Annotated in this window: 13 protein-coding genes; 9 read left to right on the forward strand and 4 right to left on the reverse strand. The window is 52.7% G+C overall.

Translation table 11 applies throughout. The annotated features are described in order from the left end of the window. Positions 1-79: 79 nt before the first annotated feature. Complete coding sequence (locus GmarT_RS22060) at positions 80-2,029, reverse strand: DUF1549 and DUF1553 domain-containing protein (RefSeq protein WP_002645717.1); 1,950 nt, start codon at positions 2,027-2,029, stop codon at positions 80-82. Further along, positions 2,026-3,480 (reverse strand): DUF1501 domain-containing protein, encoded by a 1,455-nt coding sequence (locus tag GmarT_RS22065; protein ID WP_002645716.1) that lies wholly within the window; start codon positions 3,478-3,480, stop codon positions 2,026-2,028. The genes GmarT_RS22060 and GmarT_RS22065 overlap by 4 nt, the downstream gene beginning before the upstream one ends. Before the next feature lie 666 nt (positions 3,481-4,146). On the opposite strand from GmarT_RS22065, the gene GmarT_RS22070 reads away from it, so the two are divergent. From GmarT_RS22070 to GmarT_RS22085, 4 genes are all read left to right on the forward strand, one after another. Next, positions 4,147-5,925, forward strand: coding sequence for a DUF3300 domain-containing protein (locus GmarT_RS22070; protein WP_002645714.1), 1,779 nt, complete (start codon positions 4,147-4,149; stop codon positions 5,923-5,925). Between the two features lie 184 nt (positions 5,926-6,109). After that, on the forward strand, positions 6,110-6,364 hold the full coding sequence (locus GmarT_RS22075; protein WP_002645713.1) for a hypothetical protein: 255 nt from the start codon (positions 6,110-6,112) through the stop codon (positions 6,362-6,364). Then, entirely contained in the window at positions 6,361-6,666 is a 306-nt protein-coding gene (locus GmarT_RS22080; RefSeq protein WP_002645712.1) for a hypothetical protein, read from the forward strand. Before GmarT_RS22075 ends, GmarT_RS22080 begins: the two co-directional genes overlap by 4 nt. 58 nt (positions 6,667-6,724) lie before the next feature. Next, positions 6,725-7,054, forward strand: coding sequence for a hypothetical protein (locus GmarT_RS22085; protein WP_002645711.1), 330 nt, complete (start codon positions 6,725-6,727; stop codon positions 7,052-7,054). A gap of 10 nt (positions 7,055-7,064) precedes the next feature. Here the strand turns inward: GmarT_RS22085 and GmarT_RS22090 are convergent, their stop codons facing one another. After that, entirely contained in the window at positions 7,065-9,341 is a 2,277-nt protein-coding gene (locus tag GmarT_RS22090; RefSeq protein ID WP_002645710.1) for a bifunctional SulP family inorganic anion transporter/carbonic anhydrase, read from the reverse strand. 461 nt (positions 9,342-9,802) lie between these two features. Here GmarT_RS22090 and GmarT_RS22095 point away from each other — a divergent pair, with 461 nt between their 5' ends. From GmarT_RS22095 to GmarT_RS22115, 5 genes are all read left to right on the forward strand, one after another. Continuing rightward, on the forward strand, positions 9,803-11,068 hold the full coding sequence (locus GmarT_RS22095) for a PQQ-binding-like beta-propeller repeat protein (RefSeq protein WP_002645709.1): 1,266 nt from the start codon (positions 9,803-9,805) through the stop codon (positions 11,066-11,068). Positions 11,069-11,077: 9 nt separating this feature from the next. Continuing rightward, positions 11,078-12,571 (forward strand): cryptochrome/DNA photolyase family protein, encoded by a 1,494-nt coding sequence (locus GmarT_RS22100; protein ID WP_002645708.1) that lies wholly within the window; start codon positions 11,078-11,080, stop codon positions 12,569-12,571. Positions 12,572-12,653: 82 nt separating this feature from the next. Next, complete coding sequence (locus tag GmarT_RS22105) at positions 12,654-13,436, forward strand: class I SAM-dependent methyltransferase (protein WP_002645707.1); 783 nt, start codon at positions 12,654-12,656, stop codon at positions 13,434-13,436. An 80-nt stretch (positions 13,437-13,516) separates the two neighbouring features. Further along, positions 13,517-13,999, forward strand: a complete 483-nt coding sequence (locus tag GmarT_RS22110) for a hypothetical protein (protein WP_002645706.1) — start codon at positions 13,517-13,519, stop codon at positions 13,997-13,999. 28 nt (positions 14,000-14,027) lie between these two features. Continuing rightward, on the forward strand, positions 14,028-14,252 hold the full coding sequence (locus GmarT_RS22115; protein ID WP_002645705.1) for a hypothetical protein: 225 nt from the start codon (positions 14,028-14,030) through the stop codon (positions 14,250-14,252). A gap of 142 nt (positions 14,253-14,394) precedes the next feature. On the opposite strand, the gene GmarT_RS22120 is transcribed toward GmarT_RS22115, so the two are convergent. After that, positions 14,395-15,234, reverse strand: coding sequence for an alpha/beta hydrolase (locus tag GmarT_RS22120; protein ID WP_002645704.1), 840 nt, complete (start codon positions 15,232-15,234; stop codon positions 14,395-14,397). Positions 15,235-15,461 lie beyond the last annotated feature (227 nt).

Here is a 15,461-nt window from a genome sequence, read left to right on the forward strand (position 1 = left end):
AATCTAACAAATTCAACATTTAAAAAAACTCTTTGATCCAAGTTCAGTGATGAGGCAGGCGTATTCCTGTTGAAACTGATTAATCCACATACAGGAATTCGCTGGTATTGAAAATCGCCAGGCACAGATCCGTCAAGGCGGCACCGGCATATGCATTTTTGATCGGCGTCTCGCTTAAAGGTAACAGCAATTCTCCGGCAGAACGTTGTTCCTGTGCCAGTATCTTCTGCTGCGTGCTGAGAAACCGGCGCATTTCATCCAACTCGTTATCCGTCGGCATGCGACCCAGGGCACGACGGAAAAGCAATTTAACCTGTTGTACCTCATTTTCACCAGCCTGATCCCAGATCAATCCCGCCAGTTCCTGCGCACACTTCAGAGAACTCTCCGAATTCATCATCAACAGTGACTGCGGTGCCGTTGTCGAATTCCCGCGTCGCGAACAACTGGTATTCGCATCCGGACGATCAAATACATCAAACAGGGGATAACGCAAATTTCGTCGGGCGAAAACATAAATACTCCGCCGATAGTGATCCTCGACGTTGGCACTGGTCTTCCACTGATCCTTGAGTAACGTCGCCCGTAACTCGCGTGGCAGCGGTGGCATCACGCCACGTCCTCCTGAATTCTCTGACAGTTTACCACTGACCGCCAGCATCGCATCACGTATGACTTCCGCATCCAGACGCTGACGCGGAAATCGGGATAAAAGGGAAACGTCCGGATCTTCCTTCAGGGAGCGTTTCCAGGCACTTTCTGATGCTTGAGAACCGTTAAACTGCCCCGCCTGTCGATACACGCTTGAAGTCAGAATCAGTCGATGCAGTGATTTCATTTTCCAGCCGGACGACATCAGTTCGGCCGCCAGCCAGTCCAGCAGTTCCGGATGCGTGGGCAGATCGCCCATCAACCCGAAATCGCTGGGAGTCGCAGACAGGCCACGCCCGAAGTGATGCTGCCAGATGCGGTTCACAATCACACGCGAAGTCAGCGGGTGGTTTTGCTGGGTCAGCCAGAAGGCAAATTCGCGTCGCTGCTGGCGTGAATCATCGGCGTCGACAGCCTGCTCCTGGAGATTCGCTACTCTTAAAAATGCCGGTTGCACTCGCGGGCCGGGCTGACGCCAGTCACCGCGAATCATGACACGACTGAGGGCGACAGGCTTTCCGATCGAAGCCAGCATGGTGACCGATCTGTTCTTGACCGGTTTGACCGCCGGTTCAAAAAAGGCGCGCATGCGGTAAAAGTCAATGGTGCTGATCGGATCGTATTTATGATCGTGACACTGGGCACACCCCATCTGCAGCGCCATGAATGCAGAGCCGACGGTGGAGGTCATTTCATTCAGCAACGTATGCCTGCGTTCTTCCTGCGAATTGATATCAGGCATATCGGGACCGGACAGACAGAAGGCGGTCGCAATTTTCGCCTCCGGGTTTTCCGGTGCGATCACGTCGCCCGCCAGTTGCCAGCGGACAAACTGATCGTAAGGCATATCCTCATTCAGCGCTTTGATGACCCAGTCCCGGTACTTCCAGGCATCAGGTCGCACCTTATCATGTTCGTAACCATCGGTCTCGGCAAAGCGGGCCAGATCCAGCCAGTGCTGCGCCCAGCGTTCCCCATAATGTTTCGAGGCCAGCAGTCGATCCACGAGTTTATCATAGGCATCGGGACTTTGATCCGCGAGAAACGTTTCGACCTCTTCCGGCATTGGCGGCAGACCGATCACATCAAAATAGAGCCGACGGATCAGCGTGGTACGGTTTGCTTCAGTCGCGGGTTGCAATTCTGCTGACTCCAGTTCAGCCAGAATGAAATGGTCAATCGGGGTGCGCGGCCAGGTTTGATTTTTTACAGCGGGCAGTGCCGGTCGTTTGATCGGTTGAAACGACCAGTGTTCCCGGTCTGCTTCCGTAATCGGTTCCTCTGAAAGCTTTACTGCTTCCTCTGCTTTCAATGAAGAACTGCAAGCAAATATCAAAGTCGCGATTGATAATACGAACCTCATGTTGTGTGAAATCATGTGAGCAATCCTTTCACAATCTCCACTTCGGCAGGCCCTGTCAGACGCTCATCCAGACCGTTATGGAAATAGGTCAGCGATTCATGATCCAAACCCAGCAGATGCAGCAGTGTTGCATGAAATTCATTGACGTGCACCTTGTTCTCAACGGATCGCAGGCCGATGGCATCGGTGGCCCCGTAAGACCGTCCGCCGGTAATTCCGGCTCCGGCCAGCCAGCCGGAATACCCCCACGGATTGTGATCGCGGCCTCTGCCCTGCTCGCTCATCGGCATGCGACCAAATTCACCACACCAGACCACGAGCGTGTCTTCCAGCAGCCCTCTTTGTTTCAAGTCTTTCAGCAGAGCGGCAACAGGCTGATCCGTTTTTTTACAATAGGCGGTATGATTTTTAGTCACATCACTGTGTGCATCCCAGCCAACGGTGTCTCCGGAATAGAGCTGTACGAAGCGTACGCCCCGTTCGATCATCCGTCGCGCCAGCAAACAACGTTCGCCGAAGTCCCGCGTCTGGGGATCATTGAGCCCGTACATGGCATGCGTGTCTTGTGTCTCCTGTGTCAGATCGACGATTTCCGGAGCGGCCGTCTGCATGCGGAAAGCAAGTTCGTAGGCAGAAATGCGCGCCGCCAGTTCGTCATCCTGGTCGCGGGCTTCCAGGTGGCGGCGATTCATCGATTGAATCAGATCCAGGGTCGCCCGTTGTTGCTGCGACGAAATCGACGCCGGCGGTTTTAAATTCAGAATCGGTGTCTTACCGGCGCGCATCGTGGTTCCCTGAAACGTCGCGGGAAGATAACCACTGCCCCACGCGGGAGGACCTCCTTTGATGCCACCTCCGGGATCAGGCATCACCACAAACGCAGGCATGTCTGCATTCTCAGAACCCAGTCCGTAAGCAACCCAGCTGCCGACGCTGGGATGCCCCATCAAAATGCTGCCGGTATTCATCTGGTAGACCGACTGCGGGTGATTCACACTGTCACCATGCAGCGAGCGTACCACACAGAGATCGTCAACCAGCGCACCGGTATGCGGCAGAAAATCACTGACTTCGAGTCCCGATTCTCCACGTTTGCGAAACGGTTTAATCGGCGCGAGCAACGGATTTTTTGCGACCTTGCGGCGGGTCATCACTTCGCCGAAACTGTCGGGCAACGGTTTCCCTGAGTACTTGACCAGATCGGGTTTGGGATCCCACAGATCCACGTGACTGGGACCGCCGTGCATAAACAGCCAGATCATCCGCTTGGCACGCGGTTTGAAATCCGGTTCTTTCGGTTTCAATGAATCAGAGGCGGCCTGTGCAACTCCATCTGTCGCTAATAGAGAATTAAGGGCCATCATTCCGATACCGCCACCGGCAGTCCGCAACATTTCACGACGATTAAACAGACCGTTCCCACAGTTATCAGAAATCGTATCGTGGCTGGATCGCTTCGCCTGCATACTGCGTTCTCTCCCTGAGGTCCTATTGGGCAAGACATTAATATATCAGGGAAACACAGTCAGCTCGACTGAATTCATCCACGTTTTTTGATTTGTCTGAAATTGACAGAAATGCGTCCCATCTCCAAAACGGGCTTCGATGGCTGGAATTCGACCTGAGACCTTCGGGACGAATGTTGGCACGGTGCGGAACCATTCAGACAGATCAAAGTGAGAGACGCACACGCAGAAACAACCTGTCTGGCACATTGTCTCTTTGATGATATAAATCAAACCCATTCGATCCCGATTCGTTCCGAATTTTTTTCTGATTTCTTTTCGAGTGATTCCTTTTTTCTCACTCATTTTTTCTGCTTTCTGAAACCGCGCTTCTACAGCTTGAGTATGCTTCCCCGCGGGGTTAACAACATGGTTTTGAATGAGGCCATGTGATGTTTCTTTTTGGCAACATGTTGTCTACGAACATCGTTTCCCGGCCCATTGCACTGTCAGTTAAAAAGAGTTCCCGGAAAACCTGTTTTTCTGAAAAGCATTTCCGATCACTCATCAAATCTGAGCTATATGAATAGTGACCAGCGCAATATCAGGTCGAGAAACATCAGAGAAGGCAAGATGTGAACCACGAGAGACCGTTTTCACAATCTCAGTAAAAAGATGGGGAGATCAATGACTGCTACTTCACAGAATTATTTGAAAGGATTCATCGCCCTCACAGTCGGAGCCTGTTTTATTCTGCATTCAGGGATCAGCAATGCACAACAGCCCGGCGGCATAATGCAACAGAAGCTGCCACAGAAAAACCTGTCACCGCGGGCTTTGGAAAGCCTGGTCACCGGGATTGCCTTCTATCCGGACGATCTGGTCGAAACAATTCTCAACGCATCACAGCATCCACTGGCAATCCGCCAGGCTTCTGACAAACCGGTCGTCCGCATTGGTGGCGGACGCTTTGCAGAACGCGTGCAGCAGTTCAACAAAGCAGTCGACCCGAATGTCGACAAGCTGAAACAGTATCCCGAAATTCTGTCGCAACTGAGCGACAACATCGCGACCACCACCTTACTGGGACGTGCTTACCAGTCCCAGCCTGATGACGTCTGGCGGGCGATTGACAAACTCCGCGCTGAAGTCGATGCCGCACTACAAGAACAGCCCCAACAGTTTGTGGATGAGAGTGGCGTTCCGCTGACAGGCCAGGCCGCATACGTGGCCGCCGCCGGTTATGTCGCCGGTCGATACTTCGTTCCTGCGACCGTTTCCGAACTCTACACCGCATACGCGTATCCGCATCAGACGACAACGACGACCACCTATCATGGTGAAAACGTAAATGGCGCTGCGACTCAAACCACCACAACGGGTCCCTATGGACACGCAACGGCGTCCACCGGCAGCAGCGCGACAACATACACAGGTCCGAATGGCAACACAGTGACGGGAGCCACCCAGGGAGGCAGTGTTGTCTACCAGAATGGTGCTATCACTGTCGGTGCGGGTGCAGCCACCACAACGGTCACCGGGCCCCAGGGAAATTCAGCGACCGCAACAGGCGCGGGCATTGCCGGTACGACAACCGCCGGTGATACGACTTACTTCGGCGCAGCGGGCGGCGGAACCGTCAACACATCCAATGGACTCTCGGCGGCCGGCGCAGGTCAGGTGACCGGATCCGTTCAACAGACACAGACAGGAGCCAACTACAACACCCAGGCCAGTGGCTCTGTCGCAACAAATACTGGCGTCAACGCGTATGGCAGCAGGAACACCAGTGGCAGCGTGAACCAGAACGCCGATGGCTCGGTCAGCGGCGTTCGTTCGTCCTCCACTTCCGTTCAAGGAACCAGGGGTTATGCTGATGTGGAGCATAACAGTTCCGGCACAGCGACCGGAAATGGCAACGGGACCTACAACGGTTCCACAACCATCGATTCCAGCAAAGGTTCTGCCTCGGTGGATACAACTGCCGGTAATGGACAGGTCTCCTCAACGGTTACCACACAAAATGGCTCCGCGACGGGTACACTCGGCGACGGTCAGGTCGGGCAGAGCTCCTCTTCGGCCCGCAATCGACAATCCACAGGCAGCCAGCAGGCGGCCCGCAGCAGCAGCCAGAAAGGTTCGTACCGTTCCAGCCGCCAGTCGACTGCCTCAAATTCCCGCTACAGTCAATCTTCAAGTCAGCAGATTGCGTCCGGCCTGCAAAGCATGCAGAAAAACTGGGGACAGCTCAGCCAGCAGATGAACCGTTCCTCCCAGGCTGCTTCCAAGTCTCGCCAGGGAGTGCAAACGTACTCACAGCAGCGACCTTCGTCTGCCTATTCACGTGGCTCCAGCTTCAGTCCTTCCAGCAGTCGCACACCTTCGTACTCGCGCGGCAGTTCCTCACGGGGCAGCAGCAACCGCGGTTCATCAGGACGTTCCGGTGGACGGGGCGGGCGGAGATAAGTTCGCTGCAATACTAAGAGTATATTAAGTGCGGGCAGGCCTCTTTTCGTAATGGAAAGAGGCCTGTTTTTTTGACTTCCTGTCCAAATAGATTTTTTATTTCCCCTCTCAGGATATTTCGTTTAGAATGAAATTGAGAAGAAACCGATTTCATCCCATCTTTTCACAAGGCAGATAAAGAAACATGCTCCGCTACTTTATCGCAACTAACTTCTGGTTAGCCTTTACGATCTTACTGCTGGTTTCCTCAACGCCCCGCTACCAGATAGTGGGAAACGCCTCGCAGAAACATTACGGCGTCTATGGCTATGCGGTTTTCGGATTGGGAAATATGTCCTCTTTTTTTTACTGGACCGTAATTAGTCTCTCAGTCCTTGCTGTACTGATTTGTTTTCGTGCCTGGAAGAAAACGGAAAGTATCCCAGTGAATTCATCATGAAATTTCCCCTGCACACATTTGAAGTCAGCAGTCAGTCTGAGAAAGATTTTATCCGACTGCTGCAGAAAGCCTTAAACAGGCTGCCGTCAGTTGTGGAACGGGAAATCTCAGATGCAGACCGCTTACGTTTTCGACTGTTGCTGGAAGATTATGTCGTCGGACTCTTAAAAGACATGCAGGCAATTCAGCATCTCTCACGCAATTGGACTCCGTCCGATTATCTGATCATTGTGCAGTTTGAAAAAACACAAGGCACCATCTGCTTCAACGGGCAGAAGCAAGTCATCCCTTTTGCAACATAAATATCGGGATGGGTCGTAAAACCTGAAGGCAAACCATAAACTCGAAAGGAGTCAGGTCATGTTTCATTCAAAAGAAACGTTTTATCTTGTTCTCATCCTCGCAGGTCTGATTTTGTTTTCCTCATCTGAAAACAACCAGGCTGCCAAACCCCAGGTTGATCCAACGCAAGTCATTCTGCGTTCGATTCAGACAGCCGACGGTCCCCAGTTGGAAATTCGCATCGGACATCTCGTCTGCAAAACAGATCAACTGACCTTTCAGAGAGAAGAGGGTCCAGAATCCACCGTGCAGCCCGTCAGCGGCAAGGTGCAAGTCAAAAGTGAAAGACAATGTATCACTTCAGAGCAAGTGAAATTCTCGCTCCCCTGGTTAACAGGGGAGCGCTGATTCAGGGAACTTAAGCCTGCGGTGATTGCTCATATTCCGGTTCCGCTGACGGATCGGTCAGGAATTCCATTTTGCCGCTTTTTACGTCGTAAAGCGCACCAACCACCATGACCTTGCCGGCATCGACGAGGTTACGAAGGACTTCGCTGCGGGCCTTTATCTCGTATACGCTGCGACAGACGTTACGTCGTGCCGTTTCGTCGATAAACCGTTCCTTTTCATCCTGGCTCATCCGAGGGATTTCCGAGCAGGTTTCTTCGTCGACACAGGGAACAATTTCATTGACAATCGATTCCAGGTGTGAACAACCTGTGACTTGCAAGGCATTATCATCTTCGCACATCAGTTCCACTGTGGAAGTGACGGCTCCGCAGCGGGTGTGCCCCAGCACCAGCACCAGTTTCACGCCGACGACAGCGACACCATATTCGATACTGCCCAGCGATTTATTCCCGATCACGTTTCCAGCAACACGCACGCTGAAAATATCACCAATCCCCAGGTCGAGCACCAGTTCCGCGGGGACGCGCGAATCGATACAACTTAAAACGACCGCCAGCGGATTCTGTTCACCCGCAGTGGCATTAACCTGATGCCCCAGGTCGCGTGAGAGTCGATTGCCGGTATAGAACCGCTCGTTCCCTTCACGTAAAATCTGCAGGACCTGATCCGGTGTAATCCGGTCTTTCAGTTCACGCGTGGAATAGTCAGCGAACTGGATTTCGTCATTCAACTGATACTTTTTACGGAAACCGCGCAAACTGACTTTCATCCCTCGCGCGGGGCCGATTTTATCCTTGAACTCCTGGATCAGACTTAAAATATCCGGGTCAATATAATCCGTGCCGCTGGCATCAATCAGCATGTTGGTGCCGGGAGGGGCATCGTTAAACACTGTGTCCAGTGCGGCACGGTTCAGAAAGCTGACCTGGTTTGCCAGTTCAACATGCAGAACATCACCCCCGGCGTGTGTCTCCACAATTCGACGGATCGGTTGTCGGAGACTACTGTTCAGAATAAACAGCAGACTCACACCCAGTCCAATTAAAATACCGATCAACAGGTCGGTAAACACGATTGAAAGTAACGTGATCATGAAGGGCAGAAACTGGTAGCGTCCCTCGCTCCACATCTGTCGAAACAAGGCGGGACTGGCCAGTTTGAAACCGGTGACCAGCAGAATTGCTGCCAGCGCCGCGAGAGGAATCATATTCATATAAACGGGGATTAACGCGACTGATATCAGCAGCAAAACTCCATGGAATATACATGACACTTTGGTTTTAGCACCAGCGTTCACATTCACGGAACCACGCACAATCACCGACGTCACAGGCAGGCCGCCAATCATACCGGCGGTCACGTTACCAACCCCCTGTGCAATCAACTCACGACTGGAGGGCGAATTGCGGTTTTCAGGATCGAGCTTATCAACGGCTTCCAGGTTCAACAGGGTTTCCAGAGAAGCGACGATCGCGATCGTCGCTGCAGCCACATAGATGGCCGGGTTAGCCCACTGAGTAAAGTCAGGAAACTTCAGGAAGGTCAGCAGATCACCGGCTGTTTCTGCAACAGGAATTTGCACCAGGTGACTGGCCTCAATCGCCCACGGGCCACCCGTGCGCTGAAACAGAATATGCAGACTCACCCCCAGCAGCACCACCATCAGCGGGCCAGGGATGACAGAATTTTTCAGCATTTTAATTCGGCCCCAGAGCACCAGCAGAGCAATGGAAGACAATCCGACGACAGCGGCTCCATAATGGATATCGCCCTCAAAGACTGTCAGAATTTCAGAAAATGTGTTCTGTTTGTCTGGCTGCGTGAATGACATTTCCCCTTCCGGGTCGGAATCGTGTCCCACAACATGGGGAATCTGTTTCAGAATCAGAATCACACCGATGGCAGCCAACAGCCCCTTGATCACACTGGAAGGGAAAAACGCGGAGAGTGAACCGGCTTTCACGATCCCCAGCACAATCTGGATCACCCCGCCCAGCATGACAGCAAGCAGAAACGCTTCAAAAGAACCCAGGGCGGCAATTTGCGCGATCACGATGGCCGTCAGACCTGCAGCAGGTCCACTCACGCTGGTGCTGGATCCACTGATGGACCCCACCACAATTCCACCGATGATTCCCGATACCAAGCCCGAAAACAACGGCGCCCCGGAAGCCAGGGCAATTCCCAGGCAGAGTGGAAGTGCCACAAGAAATACCACCAGACCTGCTGTCAGGTCGCGTGGCAGGTACGTAAGGGGATAGCCCGAAAGACGTGCGTCGCTCATGTCTATTCACTCAATCAATTTTTAAAGTTTGGCGGGTTACTCACAGTCTCTGTAAACTGAATGGGATCGTCAGTGCAATCACACAGCGGAACAAAGTCTGCATTGATATCAAAATCTGAGAACTTCTAGGGCGGAACCATCTGAAACATCAGAGAGCTATCATCGCTTACCGCGCAAGACCTCAGACCTTTGACACTGTATTATAAAATCACATCTCGTTTTACAATCTGCTTTTACAGTTTTTTCAGCAATTTGAATTCTGATCAGATTTTTTTCACTTCAAAAGCCGACGCACTGACTATAACCGATCAGATTAAAATTCAAAACAGTTTTTCATTCCTTACTGGACACCTTCAAACTACGAGAACAGCAGTTATTTTCAGACCTGTAGGTCTATTTGTACCGATAACTTCAACCCGCGCCATAGTATTTCCTGCGTCAACAGACGAAAGAGTTCATCCATGCAGTCGCCTCTCCCCTTTCCACTGGCCAGTTTGATTCTCGCACTGATACCTGCATTGACTCTCTCAGCAGACCCCGGCCCAGCGGACTGGTCTCAGTGGCGAGGGCCGAACCGCGATGGTCTCATCAAGGGGACAGAGTTCCCTGACAGCCTGTCTGATCAATCTCTGACCCAGGTTTGGAAAATCCCGCTCGGTCCGGGTTACTCGGGCCCCATTGTCACTGCGGATCGTGTGTTTGTAACGGAAACCATTGATGAGAAAATGGAGGTCGTCAGTGCATTGGATCGCGCGACTGGCAAACTGATCTGGAAACAGGAGTGGCCCGGCGCCATCAGTGTTCCCTTCTTTGCCAAAGCCAACGGGGACTGGATTCGGGCAACCCCCGCTTATGATGGCGAACGACTCTACGTCGCCGGCATCCGTGATGTTCTCGTCTGCCTGAATGCAGAGAGCGGCGAGGTGCTCTGGCGGATTGATTTTGTGGAAAAACTGAAAACGCCTCCCCCCGCTTTCGGGTTTGCTTCTTCGCCTCTCATTGTGGGCGATGCCGTTTATGTCCAGGCAGGCGGTGGTTTGTGTAAGGTCGACAAACTGACCGGCGCGATCAAATGGCGGGCCCTTGACAATGGGGGCGGCATGTTTGGCAGTGCCTTTTCCTCACCTTATTACGCCACCCTGAATGGGGTTCCGCAGTTGATTGTTCAGACCCGCACGACACTGACCGGCGTCAATCCCGCTGATGGGGCTGTTTACTGGCAACAGGACATTCCCGCCTTTCGAGGCATGAATATTCTGACTCCCACAGTGCACGAGAATTCCGTATTCACCAGCAGCTACGGCGGCAAGTCTTTTCTTTATACTCCTGACAAGTCGGGCGACTCCGCGGCCCCTGAGGAAATCTGGACCAACAAAGCCCAGGGCTACATGTCCTCTCCGCTGATCATTGACGGTTTCATTTACCTGCATCTGCGGAATCAGCGTTTCACCTGTATAGATCTCAAGACGGGCGAAACCCGCTGGACCACGACCCCCTATGGAAAATACTGGAGCATGGTCACCGATGGTGATAAAATACTGGCACTCGATCAAACCGGTGACCTGCTGTTGATCAATGCGAACCCGGAAAAGTTTGAACTGCTGGATCGGCGCAAAGTAGCCGACGATTCGTGGGCGCACATTGCGGTCAGCGGCAATGAACTTTTCATTCGTGCACTGGATCATCTCGCCGTCTATCGCTGGAACACCTCGGATACCGAAAAATAACCAATCCTCATGACCGTTCCCGAAATACGAATTCGTCCGCTTAACCAGGCTTCTCTGCAAAAAAACGGTGATTACGTTCTGTACTGGATGATCGCCAATCGGCGGACCCGCTACAACTACAGTCTGCAGCGGGCTGTGGAACTCAGCAAAGAACTCAACAAACCTCTGCTTGTCTTCGAAGCACTGCGCTGCGGCTACGAATGGGCTAGCGATCGCCTGCATCGATTCGTCCTGCAGGGGATGGTCGACAATCGGGACAGTTTACAGGACAGCCCCGTGGGTTATTACTGTTACGTGGAACCGAAAGCCGGCCATGGTTCAGGACTGCTGTCGGCTTTGGCAACAAAGGCCTGCGCTGTTGTCACTGATGACTTCCCCTGTTTTTTCATTCCCCAGATGCTGAAGTCGGTCGCCCCCCGATTGTCCGTGCGACTGGAAGCCATTGATTCCAACGGTCTCTTGCCGCTGCGAGCCGCTTCTCAGATTTATCCGACCGCGTACGCGTTCCGCCGCTTTCTGCACAAAGCGCTGCCAGACCACCTGGATCAGACTCCTAAAATCAACCCACTGTCCCACATCGATCTTCCCGAATTTTCCTCGTTGCCCGCAAAAATCCTGGAACGCTGGCCGATGGCATCGGATCAATTATTACAGGCAACTCCCGAAGTCCTGGCTGACCTGCCCCTTGATCATCAGGTCGGACCGGCAGATTTTGATGGAGGAATGAAGGCTGCGAGCAAAACGCTCAAACAGTTTCTCAATGTGCGCTTCGAACGTTACGCTGAAGAACGGAATCTGCCGGAAGAAGAAGTTACCAGCGGGCTCTCCCCTTACCTGCATTTCGGGCATATCTCTGTGCATGAAGTTTTTAAACGGGTCGCCGATCGGGAAGATTGGAACGCTGCAAAAGTAATCGATCAGAAAGCGACCGGCAAACGGGCGGGCTGGTGGCAGATGAGTGAAACCGCCGAGGGATTTCTGGACGAACTGATCACCTGGCGCGAACTGGGTTATAACATGTGCTGGCAGCGCGACGACTATGACCAGTATGAGTCACTGCCCGACTGGGCACGGACCACACTCGAGGAACATGCTGCTGATAAACGTGACCCGTGTTATACATTGGAAGAATTCGAACAAGCCCGCACTCACGATGAACTCTGGAACGCTGCCCAGACGCAACTGGTTACGGAAGGACGCATGCATAATTACATGCGGATGCTCTGGGGCAAAAAAATTCTGCACTGGTCGAAATCTCCCCAGGCGGCGCTGGAGATTATGATGCACCTCAACAACAAATACGCGGTCGATGGTCGGAACCCGAATTCCTATTCGGGCATCTTCTGGTGTTTAGGTCGTTATGATCGTGCCTGGGGCCCCGAACGACCGATCTTCGGAAAAATTCGCTATATGACCTGCGAAAACACGGCCCGCAAATTCAGCGTAGATGGTTACCTGGAACGTTTCAGCAAAGAAAAGCGGCAAGGCTCTCTGTTCGATTGAAGTCGTATTGCCCTCTGGTTTAAACTGACTCTCCTGTAACAAAGCATTCAGGCAACAGTCGACTTAAACGGGAACTTCGGTTTTGAACAGACATCTATTCCAGGGAACGGTTCCCTACTATGCGCGTTACCGCGTTCCCTATCCACAGGCACTTCTGTTACAGGTCTGCGAGCAGGCCCCACTGACAGGCTCCGGCCGACTGCTGGACCTGGGCTGTGGCACGGGTGAACTCGCGATCCGTCTGGCGTCCCGCTTTGAGGAAGTGCTTGCTGTTGACCCTGATGCAGAGATGCTGGCAGCCGCACAGCAGAAAGCAAGGGAGCAACAGGCCACTAACATTCAGTGGCGCAATCAAAGCGCCGAGCAGTTCTCCACGGAGCCGGATTCATTCGAGTTGATCACGATCGGTGCCGCCTTCCACTGGATGGATCGGCCCGTCATGGCGCCGCGCATCCGCAGTTGGCTCCAGCCGCAGCAGCCCCTGGTCATCATGGGTTACACCAGTATCTGGAGCGGCAATGCCGACTGGCATCCGCTGGTTCGCGAGGTCGTCAAACGCTGGCATGGCGAAAAACGGCGTGCCGGCACGGGTGAATTCAACAATCTCGCGGCTCCGCACGAACTGGTCTTACTCGACGCCGGTTACCAACTGGAAGAAATCAAATACGAGCATCCGCAAACCTGGACGCTGGACGATCTGTTGGGCAATCTGTACTCGACCTCTTTCGCCTCCCCCGCCGTTCTGAGAGAGAAGCAACCCGACTTTGAAGCCGACCTGCGAGCCACCCTGCTCGACTTCAACCCCAACGGCGTCTATGAAGAACAGATGATGTTTTACGCGCTGATTGCTTTCCCTCATTCATGAATTCTACAAAGAAGTTCAGGAGGCCGGCAGAAGAATCCTCTTTGTTTTTCTCGTTAGAATAATAGATGTGAATAATTACTATGATTGAGTTTTTCAAAGTGAATGTAGAAGATGGCGTATTCAAAACGGTATTGCCTCCGTTTCATAACAAAGACTGGTCTAAAATTCTTCCCAATCAAGGTTTTACCTGGATTCACAATCCCCAGGTTGAATTGTCCGGTCAGCTGAATCCCCTGTTAGCCAATACCATCTTTAATACTTCTGATCTTGAGTTGAAATATACAATTCATCGTCTGGAGCTCGATATCTCAATCTCAACGATTGACTTCTTGCGTTTTACTGAATCAATTTTTTCACACGGAATCGATTTTGTTCTTAGTGACAAGCATCAACCTGCGGGATTCAGCTTATATTCCATCCCTGAATTTAAATGGGCAGAAGTAATGCTCCAGAATCAAATCATATTTGCGTTTCATAGACCAGCCGCCAGTGAGCCTTCCCTGCTCACTTCTCCATCAGAAGAATCTTTGAACTCAGTGATCAATCGATTTACCCAGGAGTAACACGAAACTCCTCAAAAGGATCGGATTCATGATCAAACGGTACAACAACCTGAGCCTGGCGATTGCCATTCCCGGACTCATCATCCAGATTGCGGGACGTTTCATTATGGACAGCGGACAGGAGGCGCTCGGCTTAGTGATGTTTATTGGCGGAACCGTGATGCTGCTGTGGTACCTGGCTGGTTTTCTGTCATTGATCGGGCTGATTATTCTGGCACTGCTGAAAGATCACTCGGGTGTGAATGAGGTCTAGACTGTGTCCCGTATTACTGTAGCGTCTCCAGGTCCATTGGGACCGAGTAGATTAGATTGACAGACGCTATGGTTAAATGTGATGCGTTCTAGTAAATCAGGCCCGCAGTATCTCTGTCGCTGCGTGCGGTCGAGAAAAATGTTTATTGAGTGCCAGCTGGAGGCAGTGACGCGATGAACTCGTCGAAAACGCGGCGGTACTCCTCCGGTTGAGGATCGTTGTGCCCTGCTCCTGGCAGGACGAAGAACTGTTTTGGCTCCCCGGCTGCGTCGAACAGCTTCCGCCCCAGTTCGATTGGGATCAATAGATCTTTGTCGCCATGGCTCTGTAGGAGAGGTCCCGAATAGTTCCCGATCTTTCCGGCCGAGTTCAATCGCTGCGTCATATTCAGGTTCGGAAACATCCACGGCATATGGTGAGCCGCGGCATCAGGAAGAGATGAGAATGTGCTGGCAAGAACCAGCCCCCGCGCGCCGTCTTGCGCCGCCAGATCCACGGCGACCGCTCCTCCCAGCGAACGGCCCATGAGTACGATTTCCGTTTCCTCAACACCAGCACGCGAAGCCAGCCAGGCGCGGGCCGCACGCGCATCCTGCAAGATACCGCGTTCGCTCGGTTTGCCCTCGCTCTTGCCGTATCCCCGATAATCAAAAGTCATGATCGCGAGGCCATGACGCTCCTGCAGGATCTTTAATGTTTCGCCTCGACTGACGATGTTCCCCGCGTTGCCATGACAGAACAGCGCCACCGCACGTGGTTTCGGGTGTCCCAGAAACCAGCCATGCAGCCGCGTCCCGTCCTCTGCTTCGAACCAGGCATCTTCAAAAGGGAGGTTCTCTGGAAGCGAACCCGGTTCGGGAAACGGACTGGGCTGGTAAACGAGCGTACGTTCCACCGGAACCAGTGGGGACAGCGGCCCCAGGGAGGCACAACCCACCAGCAGGAAAAGCAGCCCCCACACGAGTTGATAAGATAGGCGCATGAACATCTCCAGGAGAAAGAAGCGACGGAGAATAAACGATCGGCAGCCAGCAAGTCAATGTTGATCTTGCTGAAAGCGTCTGATGGCATTCCTGAGGAATCAGCAGGAAACATACAACCGAATCATTCAAGGGTGTCTGATACACCAGCGACCTCAACGGAAGTTATGACTTCCCCCATAGCTGAAACAGGTTTGATCCACTAGAATCAAACGTGCGTTCCGCTTTT

This window comes from Gimesia maris (assembly GCF_008298035.1).
In the GTDB taxonomy this organism is placed as follows: Bacteria; Planctomycetota; Planctomycetia; order Planctomycetales; family Planctomycetaceae; genus Gimesia; species Gimesia maris.